The sequence below is a fragment of the Halomonas salipaludis genome (assembly GCF_002286975.1).
GTDB lineage: Bacteria > Pseudomonadota > Gammaproteobacteria > Pseudomonadales > Halomonadaceae > Franzmannia > Franzmannia salipaludis.
The window spans coordinates 146,845-169,880 of the sequence record NZ_NSKB01000004.1; the positions used below are offsets into that span (position 1 = coordinate 146,845).

Below are 23,036 nucleotides of genomic sequence, written 5' to 3' on the forward strand. Positions count from 1 at the left end.
TTATCTCACCATACCGATGACCCGCTCCAGGGCGGCAGCGAAGATCTCGACTTCCTCGAGGGTGTTATAGGCCGCAAAGGAGGCACGGCAGGTAGCATCGACGCCAAACTGCGCCAGCAGCGGCTGGGCACAGTGGTGCCCGGTACGAATCGCCACGCCGAGCTGGTCGATCAGCAGACCGATATCCTGGGCATGCGCGCCGTCGACCACGAACGACAGCACGCTGGCCTTGTGCGGCGCGGTGCCGAGGATGCGCAGGCCGTCGATACGCAGCACCCGCTGCGTGGCGGCCTCGAGCAGCTGGGCTTCCCAGGCACCGATGGCCTCGACGCCAACCCCCTCGAGCCAGCGCAGCGCCTCGCCGAGGGCGATGACCTCGGCGATCGCCGGAGTGCCGGCCTCGAACTTATGAGGGATCGCGGCGAAGGTGGTAGGCGCCTCGAACGACACCGTCTGGATCATCTCGCCGCCACCTTGCCACGGCGGCATGGCCTCGAGTAGCGCCGCCTTGCCATACAGCACGCCGACCCCTGTGGGACCGTAGACCTTGTGCCCCGAGAAGGCGTAGAAATCGGCATCGATATCGCGCACGTCCACCACCTGATGCGGCGCCGCCTGGGCGCCATCGATCAGGATCAACGCGCCGTGGGCGTGGGCGATGCTCGCCATCTGCTTGACCGGGTTGACGGTACCGAAGGCGTTGGAGACGTGGTTGACCGCCACCAGCCGGGTGCGCTCGCTGAATAGCTCGCGATAGGCGTCGAGATCGAGCACCCCGCGAGCGTCCACCGGGATCACCTTGACCACGATGCCCAACTGGCTGGCCAGCAGCTGCCAGGGCACGATGTTGGAGTGGTGCTCGAGGCGCGACACCAGCACTTCGTCGCCGGGGCGAAGATTGTCGCGTCCCCAGGCGTTGGCGACCAAGTTGATCGCCTCGGTGGTACCGCGGGTGAAGATGATCTCGCGGCTGTCGCCGGCATTGAGGAAGCCGCGCACCGTTTCACGGGTACCCTCGAAGGCCGCCGTGGCTTCGTCGGCCAGGGTATGCAGGCCACGATGGATATTGGCGTTATAGCCCGCGTAGTAGTTGCTGAACGCTTCGATCACCCGCCGCGGCGTCTGGCTGGTGGCGGCGTTATCGAGGTAGACCAGCGGCTTGCCGTGCACCTCGCGGGCCAGGATCGGAAACTCCTCGCGCAGCGCGGCGATATCCAGCGCTGGCGTTTCGAGTCGGGTGGCAAGATCGGTCATGTCACACTCCTGAGGGCCGCGCCGCTCATTGCTCGTCCAGCGCCGCGGCGGCCTCGACCAGTCCGGCCAGGTTGAAGCGCTCGGGCAGCTTGCCGGCCACCGCCAGCTCGACGCGTTCGGCGATGGCGTCGAGTTTGACCTGATCGAGCACCTCGCCGGCGAAGGCCAGGGTCAGCAGCCCGCGCGCGGTCTGCTGATCGATGCCCCGCGTGCGCAGGGTGAAGATCGCCTCTTCGTCGAGCTGGCCGGTGGTGGTGCCGTGGGAGCACTTGACGTCATCGGCGTAGATCTCGAGCTCCGGCTTGGCGTCGATCTCGGCGCGATCCGAGAGCAGCAGGTTGGCGTTGCTCTGGAAGCCCTCGATCTTCTGGCTGTCGCGCTTGACCACCACCCGGCCGTTGAACACGCCGCGGGCACGGTCGTCGAGGATGCCCTTGTAGTTCTCGTTGGAGAAGGTCAGCGGCGCATTGTGGTTGGCAACGGTGTGGTTATCGATGTGCTGGCGGCCCTGGCCATAGAACAGTCCATAGAAATTGGCCACCGCCCCCTGACCGTTGAGGTCGCTGATCAGGTCGTTGCGCACCAGGCCACCGCCCAGGTTCAGGTTGTAGGAGGTATAGCGGCTGTCGCGGGCCTGCTCGACGTGGATGCTGGCCACGTGCAGGTCGCCCAGCGGCGCTTCCTGCAGCTTGTAGTGATCGAGGATCGCCCCGCGTTCGAGGATCAGCTCGGCGACCAGGTTGGTGAAGTTGGCCGCCGCCTCTTCGCCGATATGATGCTCGATCAGCGTCGCCTGGCTGCGCGCACCGGCCTCGACCAGCAGGCGCGGATGGCTCATCACCGGCTGTGCGCCATTTCTGGAGAGAAACTGCACCACCAGCGGCTTGTCGACCACGCAGCCCGGCGCCAGGCGCAGCACCGCGCCCTCCTCCATGAAGGCGGTGTTGAGTGCCGAAAACGGCGAGAACTCAACGCCGGTCAAGCGGCCCAGCGGCCCACCCACGGCCTCGTGATTGTCGGCCAGCGCCCGGGACAGCGGCACCAGTTGCACGCCCTGGGGCAATCCCTCGAGCTGCGACAGCGCCGGGGCATAGACGCCGTCGACGAAGGTCAGCCGGTAGGCGTCGATGGGCAGCGTCAGCGTCGCGGCAACGGTCTGCGAGAAATCGGCGTCCTCGGCCAGTGCGAACTCGCCGTTGGCGATGGCGCGCACGTCGGTGTACTTCCAGGCTTCATCGCGGCGGGTCGGGAAGCCCAGCGCCTCGAAGCGTGCCGCACCGGCCTGGCGGCGTGCGGCGATCCAGGTCGGCTCGGGGCCGTGCCGGTCGCGCTTGGCGCTGCGCTGTGCGAGGCTGTCGAGAAAGGTCTGTTCGCTCATGCCGCCGACTCCTCGACCACCCAGTCGTAGCCACGCGATTCGAGCTGCTTGGCGAGATCGGCATCGCCGCTCTTGGCGATGCGGCCGTCGACCAGCACGTGGACCCGGTCCGGCACGATATAGTCGAGCAGGCGCTGGTAGTGGGTCACCAGCAGGATGCCGCGATCGTCGGCACGCAGACTATTGACGCCGTCGGCAACGATTCTCATGGCATCGATATCGAGGCCCGAGTCGATCTCGTCGAGCATCGCCAGCCTGGGCTGCAACACCAGCATTTGCAGGATCTCGTTGCGCTTCTTCTCACCGCCGGAGAAGCCCTCGTTGACCGCGCGCTGCAGGAAGCTGGCGTCCATCTTCATTTCGCCGAGCTTGTCCTTGACCAGCTTCATGAACTCCGGCGCCGGCACCTCATCCTGGCCGCGCGCGGCACGCTGGGCGTTGAGGGCCGCCTTGAGCAGATAGATGTTCTTGACCCCCGGGATCTCCACCGGGTACTGGAAGCCCAGCAGCAGGCCGGCCTGGGCGCGCTCCTCGATCTCCATCTCGAGCACGTCCTGGCCCTGGAAGGTGATCGAGCCCTGGGTGACCTCGTAGCCATCCTTGCCGGCGATCACCGCCGACAGCGTCGACTTGCCGGCCCCGTTGGGGCCCATGATGGCGTGAACTTCACCGGCGTTGATGGTCAGGCTGAGGCCCTTGAGGATGGTCTGGCCTTCCACCGTAACGTGCAGATCCTTGACTTCGAGCATTGCGATTACCTTTTTCGATTCTGACGAGCCGCCGCGGCGACTTGTTAAATGGATTCGTTATTGAGTCGCCGGGGCATGCTATATACCTAACCAGGATGAGCTCCTCCGGCGCCAAGGCTCAGCGAGGGCGCTGTAAACCCCTCCCTGGGCGCTACTTTTGCCATCCCTGGCAAAAGACCCTCGCTTTGCCTTGTCCCCGGCGCTCATCTCTCCAGCCACTTGAAAACGGCTTCAACCCACGGCGCCTTCCAGGGTCACACTCAACAGCGCCTCGGCCTCGACGGCGAACTCCATTGGCAGCTCCTGGAAGACGTCCTTACAGAAGCCGTTGACGATCATGCTCACCGCGTCCTCCTCGGAGATGCCGCGGCTCTGGCAGTAGAACAGCTGGTCCTCGCCGATCTTGGAGGTGGTCGCCTCGTGCTCGATGGTGGCGGTGCTGTTACCGATCTCCTGGTAGGGGAAGGTGTGGGCGCCACACTGGTCGCCGATCAGCAGCGAGTCGCACTGGGTGAAGTTGCGCGCCCCCTTGGCCCTGGGCCCGATCTTGACCAGCCCACGGTAGGACTGGTTGCTGCGCCCGGCGGAGATGCCCTTGGAGACGATGTAGGAGCGGGTGCCCTCACCGATATGGATCATCTTGGTCCCGGTATCGGCCTGCTGGCGGCCGTTGGTCACCGCCACCGAGTAGAACTCGCCGATGCTGTCCTTGCCGCGCAGTACACAGGAGGGATACTTCCAGGTGATCGCCGAACCGGTCTCGACCTGGGTCCAGCTGATCCGCGAGCGGGCACCGCGGCAGTCGCCGCGCTTGGTGACGAAGTTGTAGATGCCACCCTTGCCGTCCTCGTCGCCGGGGTACCAGTTCTGCACCGTGGAGTACTTGATGTAAGCGTCGTCCAGCGCCACCAGCTCGACCACCGCGGCGTGCAGCTGGTTCTCGTCACGCTGCGGCGCGGTGCAGCCCTCCAGGTAGGAGACCTGGGCGCGGCTCTCGCAGATGATCAGGGTGCGCTCGAACTGGCCGGTATTGGCGGCATTGATGCGGAAGTAGGTGGACAGCTCCATCGGGCAGGTCACGCCTTCCGGCACGAACACGAAGGAGCCGTCGGTGAACACCGCCGAGTTGAGCGCGGCGAAGTAGTTGTCGGCCACCGGTACCACCGTGCCCAGGTACTGCTTGATCAGCTCCGGGTAGTCGCGGATCGCCTCGGAGATCGAGCAGAAAATCACGCCCGCCTCGCCCAGCTTCTCCTTGAAGGTGGTGGTCACCGACACCGAGTCGAACACCGCATCCACCGCCACGCCGGCCAGCGCCGCGCGCTCGTGGAGCGGGATGCCCAGCTTCTCATAGGTCTCGAGCAGCTTGGGGTCGACCTCATCGAGGCTCTGGGGGCGATCCTCGTCGCGCTTGGGGGCGCTGAAGTAGGAGATCGCCTGATAGTCGATGGGCGGATAGTCGAGATGCGCCCAGGAGGGCGGTGTCATCTTCAGCCACTGGCGGTAGGCGTCGAGACGCCATTCAAGCATCCACTGCGGCTCGCCCTTCTTGTTGGAGATGAACGCAATGGTGTTCTCGTCCAGGCCGGGCGGTATGGTATCGCTCTCGATATCGGTCACGAAGCCTTCTTTGTAGTCGCGACGAACGAGCTGTTCCATTTCCTCGGTTGCCATGTTCAATCCCCTCCCGGGCGTTACCGTCGAGCGCCGGGCCCGACATGAGCATAATTGGGTTTAGCGGCTGGCACCGGCGGCCAGCGTGACGGTCTGAATCGGCAGCTGCACCGGCAGCTTGATCGGCGTGGTCTGGGCCAGGTGCGCCAGGGTCACGCTGTCGAGCAGGGTGCGCACGGCCAATGAGACGCGCTGCCAGTTGTCGGCCACCCCGCAGGTGGCGACCAAGTCGCAGTCACCGTCGGCATGGCTGCATTCGGTCATCGCCACCGGACCTTCGATGGCCGCGATGATATCGCTGGCGGAGATCTCGCTCGCCTCCCTCGCCAGCCGGTAACCGCCCTGGGCACCGCGCTGCGAGACCAGCAGTCCGGCGCGAACCAGCGACTTGAGCGTTTTGCTAACCGTCGGATGCGGCAGGTGAACGGCATCGGCTAGCTCTGCCGCCGCATGCGGCTGCTGCGGGTGGCGCGCAATGTGCGCCATCACCACGGCGGCATAGTCGGTCATGCGTGAGAGCTTGAGCATGCGGCACATCCTCGCGGGTCGTGGCCAGGTAGTGGCTCGTATTGGGGACCATTTTAGTCCTGTATAACCCCGATGTGAAGCGTGCGCGGCATTTCTCGCTCTTCTGCCGCAACATGGCGGCACGATCGCCACAGATGGCATCAATAATGACAATTATTCCCATTGCCTATTGCTATCGCATCAGCCCCCACTAGCCATCGCGACACTCGGGTGTTCCTGCGTAGAGACAGCGCCAATCGCCTGTTTTAGGCGTTATTTTCCTACCCGCATCGGCTCGGCGTTGCCAGGCAACGACAGTCAGCGCCTGATCTGGCCGATACCAGTACGCTCGAGCGGCGACACGAATTCCAATAAATTACTGTTATAAAAGAGATAAAAAAATACCTGGCACGGTTTACGCAGGACCAGAGGTGTTTCGCACAGATCTCGGCAGTCGCGACCTCCCCATGGATGAGAGGGAGAGCGGCCGCCCAGATGGTTGTATCACTACGTCTTCCGCTCACAGCACGCACGCCATGGAAGCATCACCAGCAAGGAGCGTCACTCATGCGGATCACCATCTTTGGCTCGGGTTACGTGGGCCTGGTCACCGGGGCCTGCCTGGCCGACGTTGGCCACGACGTCATCTGCGTCGATATCGACAGCGACAAGGTTGCCGCCCTCAATGACGGCCAGGTACCGATTCACGAGCCGGGCCTGGAAACCATCATTCGTCATAACCTCGACACCGGCCGACTGCGCTTCACCACCGACGCCGCCCGCGCGGTGGAGTTCGGCCTGCTGCAGTTCATCGCCGTGGGCACGCCCCCCGACGAAGACGGCAGCGCCGACCTGCAGTACGTGCTGCAGGTGGCCCGCACCATCGCCACCCATATGCGCGAGTACAAGATCATCGTCGACAAGTCGACGGTACCGGTGGGCACCGCCGAGAAGGTCAGCGCCTGCGTCGCCGAGACCCTTGCCGAGCGCGGTGCAACGCTGGCCTTCGATGTCTGCTCGAATCCGGAGTTTCTCAAGGAAGGCGCGGCCATCGAGGACTTCTCGCGCGGCGCGCGGATCGTCGTCGGCACCGACAGCGACCGCGTGCGCCAGGCCATCCGCGAATGCTACGCCCCCTACAGCCGGCTCCACGACAAGCTGATCTTCATGGACGTTCGCAGCGCCGAGCTGACCAAGTACGCCGCCAACGCGATGCTCGCCACCAAGATCAGCTTCATCAACGAGATCGCCAACCTGGCCGAGAAGCTGGGGGCCGACATCGAGCATGTACGCCATGGCATCGGCAGCGATCCGCGCATCGGCCACCACTTCATCTATCCCGGCTGCGGCTACGGCGGTTCGTGTTTTCCCAAGGACGTCCAGGCGCTGGCGCGCACCGCCCATCAGGTCGGCCACCCGCCGCAACTCCTCGAGGCGGTGGAGTCGATCAACCTGCGCCAGAAGGATCAGCTGTTCGCCAAGCTGGAAGGCGCCTTTAACGGCGACCTGGCGGGCAAGACCATTGCCCTGTGGGGGCTGGCCTTCAAGCCCAATACCGACGACATGCGCGAAGCCCCGAGCCGCACGCTGATGGAGTCGCTATGGGCCGCCGGCGCCCGGGTCCAGGCGTTCGATCCGGAGGCCCAGGACGAGTGCCGACGCATCTACGGCGAGCGTGCCGACCTGTCGCTGTGTAAGCGCCGCGACGAGGCATTGGAGGGTGCCGACGCGCTGGTCATCTGCACCGAGTGGAAGGCCTTCCGTAGCGTCGACTTCGCCATGCTCAAGCAGGCGCTGGCCAGCCCCATCGTCATCGATGGCCGCAACCTGTTCGAACCGGCCAGCGTCAAGCAGGCCGGCCTCGATTACTACGCCATCGGGCGCGGCGACTCACTGCAGGCCGCCCTGGCCTAGGAGTCGGTATGCAACCCTCTACCCCGCAACCCTCCGTCGCCAGCTGGGCGACGGAGGTCACCGTGCTGCTGTTCGGGCTGGCACTGCTGGTGGTGCTGATCAGCGAGCTGCCCCGCGACATCTTCTCGCCGGAGTCGCAGAGCTTCTTCTTCGTGATCGGTGCCATCGGCATGTGGCGCTACTCGTGGTGGTTCGTCCAGGCCGCGCGTTCGGTGTGGTACAACCGCCAGGTCTTTCCCCAGCTGCGCGCCGAGGCCGACGCCCTGGGCGACGCCGCCAAGCCCAGCGAGCTGTACGTGCTGTGCACCTCCTACCGCATCGAGCCGGAGGTCAACTTCGCGGTCTACGACGCGCTGATCGGCGAGGCCCGCGACTACGGGGTGCCGACGCTGGTCTTCGCGGCGATCTCCGACCGCAGCGATGTCGACGTGATCGAGCATGTGCTCGACGAGCACGGCTGGCCGGCCAATATCGAGGTGCGCTACATGTTCCAGAAGGGCGATGGCAAGCGCTCGGCGATGGCCGAGGTGCTGCGTGCCATCTCGCGCTGCTCGCCGGCGCCGGACGCCCTGCTGGTGTCGATGGACGGCGATATCCGCCTCGAGCCCGGCACCCTGTCACGCTCGCTGTCGTTCTTCGCCCTGCAGGACGACCTCGGCGCCTTGACCACCAACAACAACGCCATCGTCACCGGCGACGACGCCACCAAGGAGTGGTACGACCTGCGCTACGCCCAGCGCCATCTGGTGATGAGCTCGATGTCGCTATCCCAGCGCCTGCTGGTACTGACCGGCCGCTACAGCGCCTTTCGCGCCGAGCTGGCGACCCAGCCCAGCTTCATCGAGCTGGTCGAGAACGACCACGTCGAGCACTGGCGCTTCGGTAACTTCAAGTTCCTCTCCGGCGACGACAAGTCGACCTGGTACTGGCTGCTGCAGCGTGGCTGGAAGATGCGCTATCTGCCCGACGTCTACGTCTCGGGGTTCGAGGAACTGCCCGATCGCCGACGCTTCTTCGCCTCGACCCTCGACCTGATGCGTCGCTGGTACGGCAATATGCTGCGCACCAGCGACCGCGCCATCGCCCTGGGACCACGCCCGATGGGACTGTTCACCTGGTGGAGCCTGGTCGACCAGCGCTTGTCGATGTGGACCACCCTGGTGGGTCCCACGGTAGCCATCCTGGTCACCGCCTTCGTGCGTCCGTCGTTCATCTTCGCCTATCTGCTGTGGATCCTGTTCACGCGCAGCATCGCAGCGCTGATCCTGGCCTGGCAGCGCGGCCGCTTCAGCCTGCTGTGGGTGCCGCTGCTCTACTACAACCAGATCGGCGGGGCACTGCTCAAGACCTACGTCAGCTTCCGCTTCAATCGTCAGAAATGGTCACGCCAGGGCATCTCTGCCGGCGAGCCGACGAACCAGCGCGCGGTGCGCCGCCAGCGCCGCATGGGCCACTTCATGCACGGCGTCTACCTGGCCAGCCTGCTGTTCGTACTGGTGCTGGCCACCGGCGTACTGGCCCCGCCGGATAGCGTGTCGCTGAACATCTTCCACGACGGCGGTGGCCTCAACGGCCGCTGATGTCTGCCCCGATTCGCGTTTGCAAGGAGCCTGTCACATGGACCCACGATATCCCGGTCGCCATGATCGAAGTGAACCCACCCTCGGCGCTCGACGTCGCTACCTGGACGAAGGCCCGACCAGGCGCAATGGCTACCATGCCGCCGAGCATCACGCTCCGCCCCAGGAGACGCACGACTACCGCGAGGCGCCGCGCGCCGCGGACAGGCTGCGCCACGAGCGCCGCGACGAGCGCCAGCACGTGCGCATCTCGCCGCCGTTTCGCGTCGAGCTGGCCGACGGCCGGCGCCTCAACGGGCTGGACCTGTCGCTGGGCGGTTTCGCCGCCCATGCCGACACTACCCTGGCCATCGACAGCCTGGTCGACGCCAGCCTGCTGGTCGAGGCCGGCGGCGCCGAGCTGATCATTCCGCTGCAGGCGCGCTGCCTGCGCTGCCACCCGTTCGAGGCTCACGGCGACCATAAGCTGGCGTTCCAGATCACCGCCATCGACCCGCCCCACCTCGAGTTGCTGCGTCAGGTGGTGCGCGCCTACCTCAGCGGCCGGCATGCCAGCATCGAGCGGCTGGTCAGCGAGGAGGATCCACAAACGCCGCGCAAGCGCAAGCAGACCAGCGGCCCCACCCCGCCGGGGCGAACGCCCAAGCCGTGGGGACGCTACGCGCTGCTGTTTGCCGCCGCTGGGGTGCTGGTGGTAGCCGCTGCCGCCACCGCCTACCGCAACTTCATGCTCATCGAACCGAGCTTCGCTGCGGTCACCGCGCCGCGTATCGACATCCGCGCCCCCGGGGCGGGGATCCTGCGCGAGCACCAGTGGGAGGCCGGCGACCGCGTCGAGCGCGACGAATACCTGACCGGGGTCAACAACAGCGACCTCGAGTCCGACCTGATCCTGGCCCAGGCCTCGCACCGCTACAACTCGCAGCTGATCGACAATCTCCAGGCCAGCCTCGACGACCCCAACGCCCAGCAGGTCAGTCTGGTCAACTCGACCCAGCCAGCCAGCGGCGACACCGTCAACTACGAGACCGCCTCGCCGGAGATCGCCCAGGCGCGGGTCGAGCAATTCGAGACCACCCGCGACTACGAGAGCTCGCGGATCAGCGCCCTGCAGTCACGCATGTCGATGAACGAGATCACCAGCCCCTGCGACTGCCTGGTGGCCTGGGCGCTTTCCAGCGCCGACGGCACCTACATCAACGAGAGCGAGCGCATCATGACGCTGATTCGCACCGGCGAGGACGACGTGATGGTCGAAGCGCTGGTGCACATGAGCGATATCGTGCGCATCGAGCCCGAGCAGGTCGCCTATGTCGCCCTGCCCTACGCCTCGGAACCGATTCGCGCCCAGGTACGCAGCGTGGCGCTCGACGTCGAGCGCCAGCCGCGCGCCGGCTTCCCGGACTGGGTGCGTCAGCAGCAGAACGTGGCCAGCGTGCTGCTGGTGCCCGAGACCGACCTGCCGGCGGATGCCGTAGGCCAGCCGGTCGACGTGCGCTTCGCCGAGCAGCCGATGCTGGCCGCCGGCGCCGAATGGGTGTGGCAGGGCGGCCGCGCCATGGCGCAGTTCGTCGAGCGCCTTTATCAGGCGGCGCGGGGCGGCGCCGACGCCCCTCCCGAGCAAGCCCAGGAGAGCTAATGATGCCAAGGTTTCCGATCCATCCAAGCCCCAGCTGCGCGGCGCTGGCCATGAGCGCTCTACTCGCGACGCTGCCACTGGCCGCCGACGACAGCGACGCCGCCCTGACCACCCCCGAGCCACAGGGTTGCTCGGCACGCTACAGCGAGGTCGTCCATCACCGTCCGGCAAGCGATGCGACTACCCCCCAGCAGGCGGTGCGCCGCGGCTTCGACACCCAACGCGACTGGGGCACCGAGCACAACGTCGAGGTGCTGGCCGCACACGACGGTGGCCTCGAGCAGCCGGTACTGCGCGTGCACTACCCGGCCGGCACCTCCTCCCCCGGCGACGACGGCAACGGCCGTGGCCGGGGCGGCGCCGGCTTTTATACCGAGGACGCCGCCCTGGCCGGCGCCGACCGCGTCTGCCTGCGCTACCAGGTACGCTTCGCCGAGGATTTCGACTTCGTGCGCGGCGGCAAGCTGCCGGGACTCTACGGCGGCGAGGGGCCCAGTGGCGGCGAAGCCGCCGACGGCGACAACGGCTTCTCGATGCGCTTCATGTGGCGCGAACAGGGCCAGGGCGAGCTCTATGAGTACGTCGTCAACCAGGACGAGGACCACGGCGCCTCGGTGGGCCGAGGCCTGTGGCACTTCCCCACCGGCCGCTGGGTCAGCGTCGAGCAGGAGGTGGTGCTCAATCACCCCGACCGCGACGACGGCGTCGCCCGGGTATGGATCGACGGCGAGCCAGTGCTCGAACAGCACGGCATCGTCTATCGCACCAGCCAGGATGTCGGCATCGAGGGGGTGATGTTCTCCACCTTCTTCGGCGGCCACGGCGAAGGCTGGCGCACGCCACGCGACCAGCACGCCGACTTCGGCGACTTCCGGCTCTACACCCCAGGATCATGATGCCCATGCCGTCGACACACGCCCTATCAACCTCCTGCCGGCGCCCGGCCCTGCTTGGGCCGGTTGCCGCGCTGCTGCTCGGCGTCGCCTCCAGCGCCACCGCCTTGACCACCGCCGAGCGCGAGGCACTGGATCTATCCGACTACACCGTCACCGCCCCCGACGCCGGCTACTTCGACGTCGAGGCGCGCATGGCACTGCTCGATGACACCTCCAACGCGCTGCTGCTGCAGGAGCTCGACGAACTCGCCACCGGTACCAGCTGCCGGCAGCTGCTGAGCATTCCGCCGATCACCACCCGGCTGCGGGTCCCGGGCTACTACCCCAACCCCGAAGAGTGGCAACTCGCCTCGGAGCCACTGTTCCAGTTCGAGGACAGCGTGTCGCAGCTGGCCGGCAGCTTCGTCGCCACTGGCGACGACTACTACGCCGACTGCTTGGTGCGCTTCCTCGAGCGCTGGGCGCTCAACGATGCGCTGCTGGACTTCCACTACGAATCGATGGAACCCCAGGCGTGGTTCGCCACCGAGTCGATGATCTTCGCCGCGGCCATGGCCTACTCGGTGGTGCGCCCATACATCGACGAGCTCGAACAGCAGCGAGCCACTGTCGAGGGCTGGCTCGAACGGCTCAGCGAGCGTCACATCAGCATCCCCGGCGAGGAGGGCAACAGCTGCTGTAACAACCACTTTTACCGCCGTGCGCTCTACGCGGCGATGGTCGGCGTGCTGCTGGAGGACGACGCGCTATTCCAGATCGGCGTCAGCGCCGTCTACTCGGCGCTCCACGACCTCACCGAGGAGGGCGCGCTGCCGCTGGAAGTGGCCCGCGGCCGCCGCGCCACCCACTACCAGAACTACGCCCTGCTCTACCTGATTCCGATCATGGAGATCGTCGCCCGCCAGGGCTATGACATCCATGACCTCGAGATCGACGGCCGCAGTATCCACGACGCCGTGGACTTCGCCATGCAGGCCATCGCCGACCCGGCCAACCTCGGCGAGGACGTGCCCCTCGAGCAGTACGGCGGTTTTCTCCAGGATCCACAGTACTTCGCCTGGATGGAGCTCTACCAGACGCGCTTCGATGACCCGCGTATCGCCGACTTCCTGCCCCGCCTGCGTCCCATCTACAACCGTAGTGCCGGCGGCTATATGACCCTCTACGTGATGCCGCCCGAGACGCAGCAGCAGATCATCCTCGACGACGACGCGCCGACCACCCAAGGCTTCGATGGCCTCGCGGCAAACTGAGCGTCGCGCACTCCCACGGCAAGGAAAACACCATGCAACGACCACACCACCTACGCCCCCTCGTCACTCCCTGGCGCCAACTGCCCGCTTGTGCCGGGCTGGCCCTGCTGGTCGGATGCGCCAGCTCCGGCGGCACACCGCCGGGGGAGAACCACGCCACCGCCCTGCCCGCGCAGTACAGCCACTGGTTCGAAGGTAACGTCGAGGCTGACATGAGCGGCGACGATTGGAGCCGCGTCAACTACGCCCAGCAGCTCATCGAAGAGGGCAACTATACCCGCGCCCAGGATCAGCTGCGCCAGATGATCAACCTCGGCTTTCCGCCGGCGTCCTACCACATGGGGCGGATGTACGAGAACGGCCTCGGCGTCGAACGCGACCCCGCCGAGGCAGCACGCCACTACGCCGAGGCGCTGGCGCTGCCGTCCTCCTCCCGCGGCCACGCCTCGCTCAACCTGGCCAAGCTCTATCTCGAGGGCGACGGCGTGGCGCGCAACGACGCCCTGGCCTACTACCTGCTGTGGCAGGCCATCGACGAAGAGGTCGAACGCGATGCCGAGATCACCCTGGCGGAACTGATGGTCGAGGGCGGTGACGGCGTCCAGGCCGACCCACGCCTGGCACACCGCCTCTATCGGCGCGCTGCCGAGCGCGGCGACTCACGCGCCCAGCTGGCCCTGGCCGAGGCCTATCGCGCCGACGGCTGGCTGGTCGACGACCCCGAGCGCTCCCGGCAGTACGCCGAGCAGGCCGCCGCCGGGCTGCAGGCCGAGGCCGAAGCCGGCGACACCGGCGCCATGCAGCGCCTGGCACGCCTCTACGGCGACGATGGCCTGCTCGACGGAGACCCGCAGCAGCGCCTCGACTGGCTGCTGGCGGCGGCGGAATCCGGCGAACCCGGCGCCCAGACCCAGGCCGCACGCCTGCTGCTGGAAAGCGGCGATGAGGCCCAGGCCATCAGCCTGCTGGAGACCGCCGCCGGCCACGGTGACATCGACGCCATGGCGCTGCTTGGCGACCACCTGCTGCAGCGCTCTGCCCATGACGGCCAGGGCATCGCCTGGCTCGAGCGCGCCGCCGAGCGGGGCTCGGCCGATGCCGCGATCAGCCTGGCCCGCGCCTACCTCGACGGCAACGGCATCGCCGGTGACCCGCAGCAGGCCATCGCTCTGCTCGAACAGGCCGCCGAGCAGGACGACGGCTTCGCCCTGGCGCTGCTCGGCGAGCTTTACCTCAGCGACGAGCACCTGCCCTCGCAGCCACTGCAGGCCGTCGACTACCTGCAGCGCGGCCACGAACTCGGCCACCCCTACGCCACCATGCAGCTCGGCGAGGTCTATCTCGAGGGCCGCGGCATGGCCGGCAACCCGCGTCAGGCCGAGACCCTGCTACGCGAAGCGGCACGCCAGGGACAGGCCAGCGCCAAGCGCCTGCTCGGCGAGGCCTACCTGGAGGGCGAGACCCTCGACTATCACCCGTCGCGCGGCGAGCGCCTGCTGCGCGAGGCCATCGAGGCCGGCGACACCACCGCCATGACGGTGCTCGGCGAGGCCTATCTGGAAGGCATCGAAGGCGAGCTGCAGCCCGAGTGGGGCATCGACCTGCTCGAGGATGCCGCCCGCCAGGGCGACGACTATGCGATGGTGGTGATGGGCCGCGCCTACCGCCACGGCGACGGCGTCGAACGCGACCTACAGCAATCCGCCTACTGGCTGCGCCAGGCCGAGGATGCCGGTCACGAGTCGGCCGGCGATGCGCTGATGTACACCCAGCGCGATCTCGGCGCGGCGGGGAATATCGAAGCGCTGGTCAGCGCCGCCGAAGATGGCCACCCCGGCGCCATGGCCGATCTGGGTCGCGCCTATCTCGAGGGCCAGGGGGTCGCCGCCAACGCCGACCAGGCCCGCGCCTGGCTGCAACGCGCCGATCGCGCCGGTCATCCTGGTGCCGCGGCGAGTCTCGGCCGCCTGCAGCTCGAGGCCGGCGATGAAGCCGCCGCCCGCGACTACCTGGAGCGTGCCGTGGCCGGTGGCCATGGCGGTGCCCAGGCCGACCTCGGCGAGCTGCTGATCGACTCGGGCGACGACCCCGAGCGTGGCATGCAGCTGCTTACGCAAGCGGCCGACGCCGGCCATAGCGGCGCGCGCCTGCAGCTCGGCCAGGCCTACCTGCACGGCGACGAGGGCCTGCCCCAGGACACCCAGCGCGGCCTCGACTACCTGCAGGAGGCGGTGGACAACGGCCACCCCGGCGCCCAGGCGGTGCTGGGCCGCGAGTACCTGCGCGGTGAGGTGCTGGAGTACGACGCCACGCGCGGCAGCGACCTGCTGCTGGCCGCCGCCGAGCAGGGCCATGCAAGCGCACGCCTGGCGCTGGCCGAGGCCTACCTGGCGGCCAACGGCCTGGAGAGCGCCAACAACGAGCAGGCGCTGATCTGGCTGGAGGGCGTGATCGAGGGCGACAGCCAGCTGGCCTCACAGACCCTGCGCCAGTTGCTCACCGAAGATAGCGCCCGCGACGCCATCGGCAGTCGCGATCTCTCGGCGGCCATCCGCTGAGTCCCGCCAAGGCGCCCTGGCAAACCGCAACGAGCCGCCCCAAGGGGCGGCTCGTTGCGTGTCAGACGGCGTTCAAACTGCGGCATCAGCCGTCGAAGGGATTGCGCAGTACGATGGTCTCGTTGCGGTCCGGCCCGGTGGAGATGATATCGATGCTGGTGCCGACCTGCTCCTCGAGGAAGCTGATATAGGCGCGGGCGTTGGCCGGCAGCTCCTCGACCCGTTTGACGCCCAGGGTCGATTCGCTCCAGCCCGGCAGGTCATGATATAGCGGCTCGATGGCCTCATAGCCTTCGGAATCCACCGGCGTATCGAGCACGTCACCGTCCTTGCTGCGATAGCCGATGCAGACGCGGATGTTCTCCAGCCCGTCGAGCACATCGAGCTTGGTCAGGCAGATGCCCGACACCGAGTTGATCTGCACCGCATGGCGCAGCGCCACGGCGTCGAACCAGCCACAGCGACGTGCGCGGCCAGTGGTGGCGCCGAACTCGTGGCCGCGCTCGGCCAGGTGGCGGCCGTGGGCATCGAACAGCTCGGTGGGGAAGGGCCCCGAGCCGACCCGCGTAGTGTAGGCCTTGGTGATGCCCAGCACGTAGTCGAGATATAGCGGCCCCACGCCGGAACCGGTGGCGGTGCCGCCAGCGGTGGTGTTGGAGCTGGTGACGAACGGATAGGTGCCGTGGTCGATGTCGAGCAGCGAGCCCTGGGCGCCCTCGAACAGGATGTTCTCGCCGGCCTTGCGCAGGTCGTGGACCAGGCCCACGGTATCGCAGACCATCGGACGCAGCTCCTCGGCCATCTCCATGGCCTCATCGAGCACCTGCTGGAAGTCCACCGCCGGCTCGCCGTGGTACTGGGTCAGCACGAAGTTGTGGTAGTCGAGCACCTCGCCGAGCTTGGAGGCGAACCGCTCGCGGTGCAGCATGTCGCCCAGGCGCAGGCCGCGACGCGCCACCTTGTCTTCATAGGCAGGGCCGATGCCGCGTCCGGTGGTGCCGATCTTAGCCACACCGCGGGCCTTCTCACGCGCCTGGTCGAGGCGCACGTGGTAGGAGAGGATCAGCGGGCAGGCCGGCGACAGCCGCAGGCGCTCACGTACCGGTACGCCCTTGGCCTCGAGCTCGCGGATCTCCTTGATCAGCGCCTCCGGCGACAGCACCACGCCATTGCCGATCACGCAGGTCTTGTCGTCGCGCAGCACGCCGGAGGGGATCAGGTGCAGGACGGTCTTCTCGCCGTCGATGACCAGCGTATGGCCGGCGTTGTGCCCGCCCTGGAAGCGCACCACGGCGCTCGCCGATTCGGTCAGCAGGTCGACGACCTTGCCCTTGCCTTCGTCACCCCACTGGGTGCCCAGTACGACTACGTTCTTGCCCATTGCTTTGGTCTCTTGATCGAAGAATCCGCGCGATGCCGCCCCGGCCATCAGCCCAGGGGGGACACCAGCCAGTCGTCGCCGCTGCGGGTCAGCTGACGGTTGCAGCGATGCGCCTCGGGGCCGGTGCGCTGCCCCGGCAGCGCCACCACTACCCGCTCGCCGGCGTCGCGCAACGCAGCGATGGTCGCCGCCTGCTGCTCGGCGGCGTCGGCCGCCACCCAGATGCCGTCACAGGCCGGCGGCTGCAGCGCCAGCGAGGCCAGCAGCTTGAGGTCCATGGAGAACCCGGTGGCCGGCCGCGCGCGCCCGAAGGCGCGCCCGGTATCGTCGTAGCGCCCGCCCTTGGCCAGCGCCTGGCCGTAGCCCGGCACGTAGGCGGCAAACATCATGCCGGTGTGGTACTGATAGCCACGCAGCTCGGCGAGGTCGAAGTAGAGCTCGACCTCGGGATACTCGGCGCGCACCCCGGCGCTCAGCGCCAGCAGCTGGTCGAGGGCCGCATTGACCGCGGCCGGCGCCTCGGCAAAGGCGCCGCGCGCCGCCTCGAGCACCTCGTCGCCGCCGTGCAGCTCGGCCAGGGCCAGGAACATCTCGGCCAGGGTCGGGTCGCTGACGCACTCCGCCACCCGCGCGGCGAGATCCCCCGGCGACTTGAGATCCAGCGCCTCATACAGCGCACGCTCCTGGGTCGCATCGAGTTCGGCGGCCTGCACCAGACTACGGTAGATGCCGATATGTCCGAGTGCCAGGTGGATTTCACCGGCGCCGGCCACGGACAGGCTCGACAGCGCCAGGCGCAGGATCTCCAGGTCGGCCTCCAGCCCGGCATGGCCGAACAGCTCGACGCCGACCTGCACCGGGCTGCGCCCGCCTTGATGCTGGTCGGCCTTGGCGCGCAGCACATTGGTGCAGTAGCACAGCCTTACTGGCCCCTGGCGACGCAGCGAGTGGGCGTCCATGCGCGCCACCTGGGGGGTGACGTCGGCGCTGACGCCCATCATCCGCCCGGTCAGCTGGTCGGTGAGCTTGAAGGTCTGCAGGTCGAGATCGGTGCCGGTACCGGTCAGCAGCGAATCGAGAAACTCCACCGGCGGCGGCATCACCTGGTCGTACCCCCAGCGGTAATAGAGGTCGAGCAGCGCGCGGCGCAGCTCTTCCATGCGCGCCGCCTGGGGCGGCAGCACCTCGTCCATGCCGTCGGGAAGCAGCCAGCGGTCAGCGATGGTCATGTGTCCTGTCCTGCCAGAAATGCACAAAAAAACCGGGCCACGCCCGGTTCGAGGATTCTACCACGTTTGGCCCCGGGGTGAACCCCGGGGCCGTGCCGCTTACTCCTCGTCGGCGCCCATCGGATTGGGGCTGTTGAGGTAGCGGAAGAAGTCGCTGGTCGGCTCCAGCACCAGCATGTTGCCGTCACCCTCGAAGCTCTCGCGATAGGCGTTGAGACTGCGATAGAAGGTGAAGAACTCGATATCCTGCTCGTAGGCCTCGGAGAAGATCGCCGCGGCCTCGGCATCACCCTCACCGCGCAGCGTCTCGGCGCGCTCGGTGGCCTGGGCCAGCAGCACCTGACGGCGACGGTCGGCGTTGGCGCGAATCCGCTCGGCCTCCTCCTGACCCTGGGCACGCCACTCACGGGCCTCGCGCTCACGCTCGGAGCGCATGCGGTCGAAGACCGCCGCCGAGACGTCTTCGGGCAGGTCGATACGCTTGATGCGGATATCACGGATCGATACCCCCAGCTCTTCGCGCATCAGCGCGTCGAGGTCCTCGGCGGGCCCGATCATCAGGTCATCGCGGCGCTCGGCGATGATCTCCTGCAGATCGAGACGCCCGAACTCGTTACGCAGGCTCTCGTCGACCCGCGGCTGAATCAGGCGTACCGCCTGCATCTCGTCGCCGGACGTCGCCTCGTAGTAGCGGGTCGGATTGACCACCTGCCACTTGACGTAGGAGTCGACGATCACCGCCTTCTGCTCGAGGGTCAGGTAGCGGCTGGTATCGGTATCCAGCGTCAGCACCCGGGTGTCGAACTTGCGGATCGTCTGGGTGATGGGGATCTTGACGTGCAGCCCCGGCTGGATGTTCTCTTCGATGACCTCACCGAAGCGCAGCTTGACCGCGCGCTCGGTCTCGTCGACCACGTAGAGGCTGTTGCTGGCCAGCCAGGCGGCGGCCGCCAGGCCACCCACGATGAGCAATGACTTGTTGTTGATCATTGGCGGCCCTCCCGACGGATACCACTGTTGCCGCTACCGCTGCCGCTCTGCTGCTGGCGGAGACGCTCTATGACCTGCGGGTCGACGTTATCACCGCTCGACTCACCGGAACGTTGACCGCCCTGGCCACTGCTGCCTGAGCGCAGCTGGTCGAGCGGCAGGTACATCAGCGGACTGCTGTCGCTGACATCGATCAGCACTTTGTTGGTCTGGCCAAACACTTCGCTGATGGCATCCAGGTAGAGACGCTCACGCATGATCTGCGGCGAGGTCTGGTATTCGCCAAGCAGCGAGTTGAAGCGGTTGGCCTGACCCTGGGCCTCGGCCACCACCGACTCGCGATAGCCCTGGCCCTGCTCGATCAGGCGCTGGGCCTGGCCTTGGGCGGCCGGGATGATGGCGTTGGCATAGGCCATGCCTTCGTTGATCGTACGCTGACGATCCTCGCGGGCGCGGATCACGTCATCGAAGGCGTCGATGACCGGCTGCGGCGCCGAGGTCGACTCGATGTTGATGGTCTGCAGACTGATACCGGTGCCGTAGCTGTCGAGATAGGACTGCAGACGGCTGGACACTGAGCTGCCGAGGATCTCACGACCCGAGGTCAGGATATCGATCATGTCGGTACCGCCGACCACGTGACGCAGCGCCGAGTCCAGGGCGTTCTCGATGGACAGTTCCGGGCTGCGCACGTTGAGTACGAAGTCGCGCGGGCTGGCAACCTGGTACTGCGCCGATATCTCGACCTCGACGATGTTCTCATCGCGGGTCAGCATCGACTGGGTCTGGGTCAGCGAGCGCACGCGGGTCACGTTGACCATGCGTACATCGTCGATCAGCGGCGGATTCCAGTGCAGGCCCGGCGTGACCACTTCCTGGTATTCGCCGAAGCGCAGCACCACGCCACGCTCTGACTGGTCGACCAGGTAGAACCCCGAGGCGGCCCAGATCGCCAGCGCCACCACTATCAGCAGGCCCGGCAGGGCGAAGGTGTTGCGCGGCTTGCCGCCACCCTTCTTGCCCCCACCGTCACCGCCGCGCTTGCCGCGGCCACCGCCGAGCATACCGTTGAGTTTATCCTGAAACTTCTTCAGCGCTTCATCGAGGTCGGGCGGCCCCTGATTGTTGCCGCCACCACCCCCGCCGCTGCCACCGCCGCTACCGCGTCGGCCACCGCCGCTCCAAGGGTCGTGCTGGTTGCCACCACCAGGCTCATTCCAAGCCATACGTCTTCTCCACTATGCGTTAATCACTCATGCGGCACCGGACACCACACCCGTCCGATACGGCAACAGCATTGGTTGCGCGATCGTTGCGTCGCTAATGCAACGCCTTGGCCCACCGAAACAGCAGCCGTCAGGCCTCCCAGACCGGACGACTGCGCTCTTCGACGGGCAGGTAATCGTCGGCGCGCTCACCCAGCCGCGCCATCAGCTGCAGGAAGTCGCGGCGCGGCAGGCGCACCTCGAGCTGGCTGCAGCCGCCTTCATCGAAGCGTTCGTCACGCACCGCGCCCAGCTCATGCAGGCCGGCGCGCAGCTTGCCCTGCTCTGGCGTCAGCGTCAGGGCAAAGTCGATGACGTCATCGGCCAGGCACTCGGAGAGCGCCTCGGCCAGCAGCTCGAGCCCCAGGCCCTGCTGCGCCGACAGCCACACCGCCTCGGGGCGCCCCTCGCCGTCGCGTTCGATGCGCGGCGCGCTATCGAGCAGGTCGATCTTGTTCATCACCAACAGGCAGGGTACCTCATCGGCACCGATCTCCTGCAACACCCGCTGCACCTGCTCGACGTTGAGCTCACGGTCAGGGTCGGCGGCGTCGATCACGTGCACCAGCAGGCTGGCCTCGGCGGCCTCCTGCAGGGTGGCGCGAAATGCCTCGACCAGCTTGTGCGGCAGGTGGCGGATGAAGCCCACAGTGTCGGCCAGCACCACCGGCCCGACGTCTTCGACCTCGAGACGACGCAGGGTCGGGTCGAGGGTCGCGAACAGCTGATCCGCGGCGTAGACCGAGGCTTCGGTCACGGCGTTGAACAGCGTCGACTTGCCGGCGTTGGTATAGCCTACCAGTGAGACGCTGGGAATTTCGGCGCGAGCACGGGCACGACGGTTCTGCTCGCGCTGGCTGCGCACCTTGTCGAGGCGCCGATGGATCGACTTGATGCGCCCACGCAGCAGGCGGCGGTCGGTCTCGAGCTGGGTTTCACCCGGGCCGCGCAGGCCGATACCGCCCTTCTGGCGCTCGAGGTGGGTCCAGCCGCGCACCAGGCGCGTCGACATGTATTCGAGTTGGGCCAGCTCGACCTGCAGCTTGCCCTCGTGAGTCCGCGCCCGCTGGGCGAAGATATCCAGAATCAGGCCGGTGCGGTCGAGCACCCGGCACTTCAGCGTCCGCTCCAGGTTACGCTCCTGGGAGGGGCTCAGCGAGTGGTTGAAGATCACCAGCTCGGCTTGGTGGATCGGCATCAGTGCCTTGAGCTCGTCGAGCTTGCCGCTGCCGATGAAAGTTCGAGAATCGGGCCGATGCCGGCTACCCGTCAGCAGGGTAGCCGGATCGGCGCCGGCGGAGCGCACCAGTTCCAGAAATTCGCCGGAATCTTCGCGCTCCTGTTCGTCCTGGAAATCGATATGGACGAGTATCGCCGTTTCACCGGCGTCGGGACGTTCAAAAAACAATCACTACCTCGCGTTCAACTCTCTTCTTGCGCCGCCGCAGGATCCTGGGCCGGCAGTCGCACGTTACGCGACGGTACTACTGTCGAGATAGCGTGCTTGTAAACCATCTGGCTAACGGTATTGCGCAGCAGAATCACGAACTGATCGAAGGACTCGATCTGGCCCTGCAGCTTGATCCCGTTGACCAGGAAAATCGATACCGGAATGCGCTCCTTGCGCAGAATGTTCAGGTACGGGTCTTGGAGGGACTGCCCTTTGGACATTTTGCTCTCCCTAACTGTCTCTTTGAGTGATGTCATTTTTTTATGACACCGGCGGTGACACGGCCGGCGCATGGTTCATCAACGGTGCCAAGTCAGGCAGCCAATCGAAACACGTATCTTACGCTAACTGCTTAGATGGCGCACGAGTTTCAGGACACGATCCAGGCAATCCGGGGCCAGGCTATCGACCCACTCGAGATCATCCCAGCTGCGCATCCAGGTCAGCTGGCGCTTGGCCAGCTGGCGCGTCGCGACCACCCCCTTGTGGTGCAGCCACTCCTCATCGTATCCCGCTTCCAGCGCCTCCCAGGCCTGCCGGTAGCCAACGCTCTTGATCGACGGCAGCCCTGGGTGCAGGTCGCGCCGCTGGCGCAGCCTCACCACCTCGTCGATGAAACCGCCGGCCAGCATAGCCTCGAAGCGCGCCTCGATGCGCCGATGCAGTACGCTGCGCTCTAGCGGTGCCAACCCTATCGACAGCGTTCGCCAGGGGAAGGTTTCCGTGGGCTGCGATTGCCAGTGTTCGGTGAGCGAGCGGCCGCTGAGCCGATAAACCTCGAGCGCGCGCATCAGCCGCTGTGGATCGTTGCGATGAATGCGCCGTGCAGCGTCGGGATCGACCCGCGCCAGCTCGTCGTGCAACGCGCCGAGCCCCTGCTCATCGGCCTGCCGCGCCAGCTCGGCACGCACGTCGGGGGCCGCGGCGGGTAGCTCGGCGACCCCGGCCAGCAGTCGTTTGTAGTACATCATGGTGCCGCCAACCAGCAGCGGAATGGCGCCGGCTGTGCTGATTTGTCGCATCTCGCGCAGGGCATCGTCGCGAAACTCCGCCGCCGAATAGGGCTCCGCGGGGTCGCGAATATCGATCAGCCGATGTGGGGCTCGGGCCTGCTCCTCGACGGAGGGCTTGGCGGTGCCAATATCCATGCCGCGATAGACCATCGCCGAGTCGACGCTGATCAGCTCGCAGCCGAGGCGCTCGTGGAGCGCGATGGCCAGGTCGGTCTTGCCGGCGGCGGTGGGGCCGACCAGGAGGATGGCGGGGGGGCGCGTATCGGGCATGGGCTTGTCGGTCTTTCTCTCGGCTTGGCGTAGAGG

18 protein-coding genes are annotated in these 23,036 nt (G+C 66.7%); 6 read left to right on the forward strand and 12 right to left on the reverse strand.

The genetic code is table 11. The features are described from left to right. From CK498_RS11235 to CK498_RS11255, 5 genes are all read right to left on the reverse strand, one after another. Nucleotides 1-1,254, reverse strand: a complete 1,254-nt coding sequence (locus tag CK498_RS11235; protein ID WP_095620959.1) for a cysteine desulfurase — start codon at nucleotides 1,252-1,254, stop codon at nucleotides 1-3. 25 nt (nucleotides 1,255-1,279) lie between these two features. After that, on the reverse strand, nucleotides 1,280-2,632 hold the full coding sequence (gene sufD, locus CK498_RS11240; protein ID WP_095620960.1) for a Fe-S cluster assembly protein SufD: 1,353 nt from the start codon (nucleotides 2,630-2,632) through the stop codon (nucleotides 1,280-1,282). After that, entirely contained in the window at nucleotides 2,629-3,381 is a 753-nt protein-coding gene (gene sufC, locus CK498_RS11245) for a Fe-S cluster assembly ATPase SufC (protein ID WP_095620961.1), read from the reverse strand. The genes sufD and sufC overlap by 4 nt, the downstream gene beginning before the upstream one ends. Nucleotides 3,382-3,612: 231 nt before the next feature. Next, a complete protein-coding gene (gene sufB / locus CK498_RS11250; protein ID WP_095620962.1) occupies nucleotides 3,613-5,055 on the reverse strand; it encodes a Fe-S cluster assembly protein SufB in 1,443 nt (480 codons plus the stop codon). A 60-nt stretch (nucleotides 5,056-5,115) separates the two neighbouring features. Beyond that, on the reverse strand, nucleotides 5,116-5,583 hold the full coding sequence (locus CK498_RS11255) for an SUF system Fe-S cluster assembly regulator (protein WP_095620963.1): 468 nt from the start codon (nucleotides 5,581-5,583) through the stop codon (nucleotides 5,116-5,118). 546 nt (nucleotides 5,584-6,129) lie between these two features. On the opposite strand from CK498_RS11255, the gene CK498_RS11260 reads away from it, so the two are divergent. Genes CK498_RS11260 through CK498_RS11285 form a run of 6 tightly spaced genes read left to right on the forward strand, consistent with a single transcriptional unit; the run spans nucleotide 6,130 to nucleotide 15,402 of the window. Beyond that, on the forward strand, nucleotides 6,130-7,476 hold the full coding sequence (locus CK498_RS11260; protein WP_095620964.1) for a UDP-glucose dehydrogenase family protein: 1,347 nt from the start codon (nucleotides 6,130-6,132) through the stop codon (nucleotides 7,474-7,476). Nucleotides 7,477-7,484: 8 nt separating this feature from the next. Further along, nucleotides 7,485-9,056: a glycosyltransferase gene (locus CK498_RS11265; protein WP_229359048.1), complete on the forward strand. Its 1,572-nt coding sequence runs from the start codon at nucleotides 7,485-7,487 to the stop codon at nucleotides 9,054-9,056. Nucleotides 9,057-9,093: 37 nt separating this feature from the next. Then, a complete protein-coding gene (locus tag CK498_RS11270; RefSeq protein WP_095620965.1) occupies nucleotides 9,094-10,695 on the forward strand; it encodes an HlyD family efflux transporter periplasmic adaptor subunit in 1,602 nt (533 codons plus the stop codon). Continuing rightward, entirely contained in the window at nucleotides 10,695-11,591 is an 897-nt protein-coding gene (locus CK498_RS11275; RefSeq protein WP_229359049.1) for a polysaccharide lyase, read from the forward strand. The genes CK498_RS11270 and CK498_RS11275 overlap by 1 nt, the downstream gene beginning before the upstream one ends. Before the next feature lie 5 nt (nucleotides 11,592-11,596). Further along, nucleotides 11,597-12,844, forward strand: coding sequence for an alginate lyase family protein (locus CK498_RS11280; protein WP_095621307.1), 1,248 nt, complete (start codon nucleotides 11,597-11,599; stop codon nucleotides 12,842-12,844). A 32-nt stretch (nucleotides 12,845-12,876) separates the two neighbouring features. After that, entirely contained in the window at nucleotides 12,877-15,402 is a 2,526-nt protein-coding gene (locus tag CK498_RS11285) for a tetratricopeptide repeat protein (RefSeq protein ID WP_095620966.1), read from the forward strand. An 85-nt stretch (nucleotides 15,403-15,487) separates the two neighbouring features. Here CK498_RS11285 and CK498_RS11290 read toward each other — a convergent pair whose 3' ends face one another. From CK498_RS11290 to miaA, 7 genes are all read right to left on the reverse strand, one after another. Further along, entirely contained in the window at nucleotides 15,488-16,783 is a 1,296-nt protein-coding gene (locus tag CK498_RS11290) for an adenylosuccinate synthase (protein WP_095620967.1), read from the reverse strand. A 47-nt stretch (nucleotides 16,784-16,830) separates the two neighbouring features. After that, complete coding sequence (locus CK498_RS11295) at nucleotides 16,831-18,012, reverse strand: ATP phosphoribosyltransferase regulatory subunit (RefSeq protein ID WP_095620968.1); 1,182 nt, start codon at nucleotides 18,010-18,012, stop codon at nucleotides 16,831-16,833. Between the two features lie 99 nt (nucleotides 18,013-18,111). Further along, the gene (hflC, locus tag CK498_RS11300) at nucleotides 18,112-19,002 is read right to left on the reverse strand and encodes a protease modulator HflC (RefSeq protein ID WP_095620969.1); all 891 of its coding nucleotides are present in this window, start codon (nucleotides 19,000-19,002) and stop codon (nucleotides 18,112-18,114) included. Continuing rightward, on the reverse strand, nucleotides 18,999-20,228 hold the full coding sequence (gene hflK, locus CK498_RS11305) for an FtsH protease activity modulator HflK (RefSeq protein ID WP_095620970.1): 1,230 nt from the start codon (nucleotides 20,226-20,228) through the stop codon (nucleotides 18,999-19,001). Before hflK ends, hflC begins: the two co-directional genes overlap by 4 nt. A gap of 130 nt (nucleotides 20,229-20,358) precedes the next feature. Continuing rightward, on the reverse strand, nucleotides 20,359-21,675 hold the full coding sequence (gene hflX, locus CK498_RS11310) for a ribosome rescue GTPase HflX (protein WP_095620971.1): 1,317 nt from the start codon (nucleotides 21,673-21,675) through the stop codon (nucleotides 20,359-20,361). A 14-nt stretch (nucleotides 21,676-21,689) separates the two neighbouring features. After that, entirely contained in the window at nucleotides 21,690-21,938 is a 249-nt protein-coding gene (gene hfq / locus CK498_RS11315) for an RNA chaperone Hfq (protein WP_095620972.1), read from the reverse strand. A gap of 123 nt (nucleotides 21,939-22,061) precedes the next feature. Further along, a complete protein-coding gene (gene miaA / locus CK498_RS11320; protein WP_095620973.1) occupies nucleotides 22,062-23,000 on the reverse strand; it encodes a tRNA (adenosine(37)-N6)-dimethylallyltransferase MiaA in 939 nt (312 codons plus the stop codon). Nucleotides 23,001-23,036 lie beyond the last annotated feature (36 nt).

What these genes read in the sequence shown, in the direction of transcription:
- CK498_RS11235 (WP_095620959.1), bottom strand. Translation starts at nt 1,254, where the DNA reads ATGACCGATCTTGCCACCCGACTCGAAACGCCAGCGCTGGATATCGCC.
- sufD (WP_095620960.1), bottom strand. Translation starts at nt 2,632, where the DNA reads ATGAGCGAACAGACCTTTCTCGACAGCCTCGCACAGCGCAGCGCCAAG.
- sufC (WP_095620961.1), bottom strand. Translation starts at nt 3,381, where the DNA reads ATGCTCGAAGTCAAGGATCTGCACGTTACGGTGGAAGGCCAGACCATC.
- sufB (WP_095620962.1), bottom strand. Translation starts at nt 5,055, where the DNA reads ATGGCAACCGAGGAAATGGAACAGCTCGTTCGTCGCGACTACAAAGAA.
- CK498_RS11255 (WP_095620963.1), bottom strand. Translation starts at nt 5,583, where the DNA reads ATGCTCAAGCTCTCACGCATGACCGACTATGCCGCCGTGGTGATGGCG.
- CK498_RS11260 (WP_095620964.1), top strand. Translation starts at nt 6,130, where the DNA reads ATGCGGATCACCATCTTTGGCTCGGGTTACGTGGGCCTGGTCACCGGG.
- CK498_RS11265 (WP_229359048.1), top strand. Translation starts at nt 7,485, where the DNA reads ATGCAACCCTCTACCCCGCAACCCTCCGTCGCCAGCTGGGCGACGGAG.
- CK498_RS11270 (WP_095620965.1), top strand. Translation starts at nt 9,094, where the DNA reads ATGGACCCACGATATCCCGGTCGCCATGATCGAAGTGAACCCACCCTC.
- CK498_RS11275 (WP_229359049.1), top strand. Translation starts at nt 10,695, where the DNA reads ATGATGCCAAGGTTTCCGATCCATCCAAGCCCCAGCTGCGCGGCGCTG.
- CK498_RS11280 (WP_095621307.1), top strand. Translation starts at nt 11,597, where the DNA reads ATGCCGTCGACACACGCCCTATCAACCTCCTGCCGGCGCCCGGCCCTG.
- CK498_RS11285 (WP_095620966.1), top strand. Translation starts at nt 12,877, where the DNA reads ATGCAACGACCACACCACCTACGCCCCCTCGTCACTCCCTGGCGCCAA.
- CK498_RS11290 (WP_095620967.1), bottom strand. Translation starts at nt 16,783, where the DNA reads ATGGGCAAGAACGTAGTCGTACTGGGCACCCAGTGGGGTGACGAAGGC.
- CK498_RS11295 (WP_095620968.1), bottom strand. Translation starts at nt 18,012, where the DNA reads ATGACCATCGCTGACCGCTGGCTGCTTCCCGACGGCATGGACGAGGTG.
- hflC (WP_095620969.1), bottom strand. Translation starts at nt 19,002, where the DNA reads ATGATCAACAACAAGTCATTGCTCATCGTGGGTGGCCTGGCGGCCGCC.
- hflK (WP_095620970.1), bottom strand. Translation starts at nt 20,228, where the DNA reads ATGGCTTGGAATGAGCCTGGTGGTGGCAACCAGCACGACCCTTGGAGC.
- hfq (WP_095620972.1), bottom strand. Translation starts at nt 21,938, where the DNA reads ATGTCCAAAGGGCAGTCCCTCCAAGACCCGTACCTGAACATTCTGCGC.
- miaA (WP_095620973.1), bottom strand. Translation starts at nt 23,000, where the DNA reads ATGCCCGATACGCGCCCCCCCGCCATCCTCCTGGTCGGCCCCACCGCC.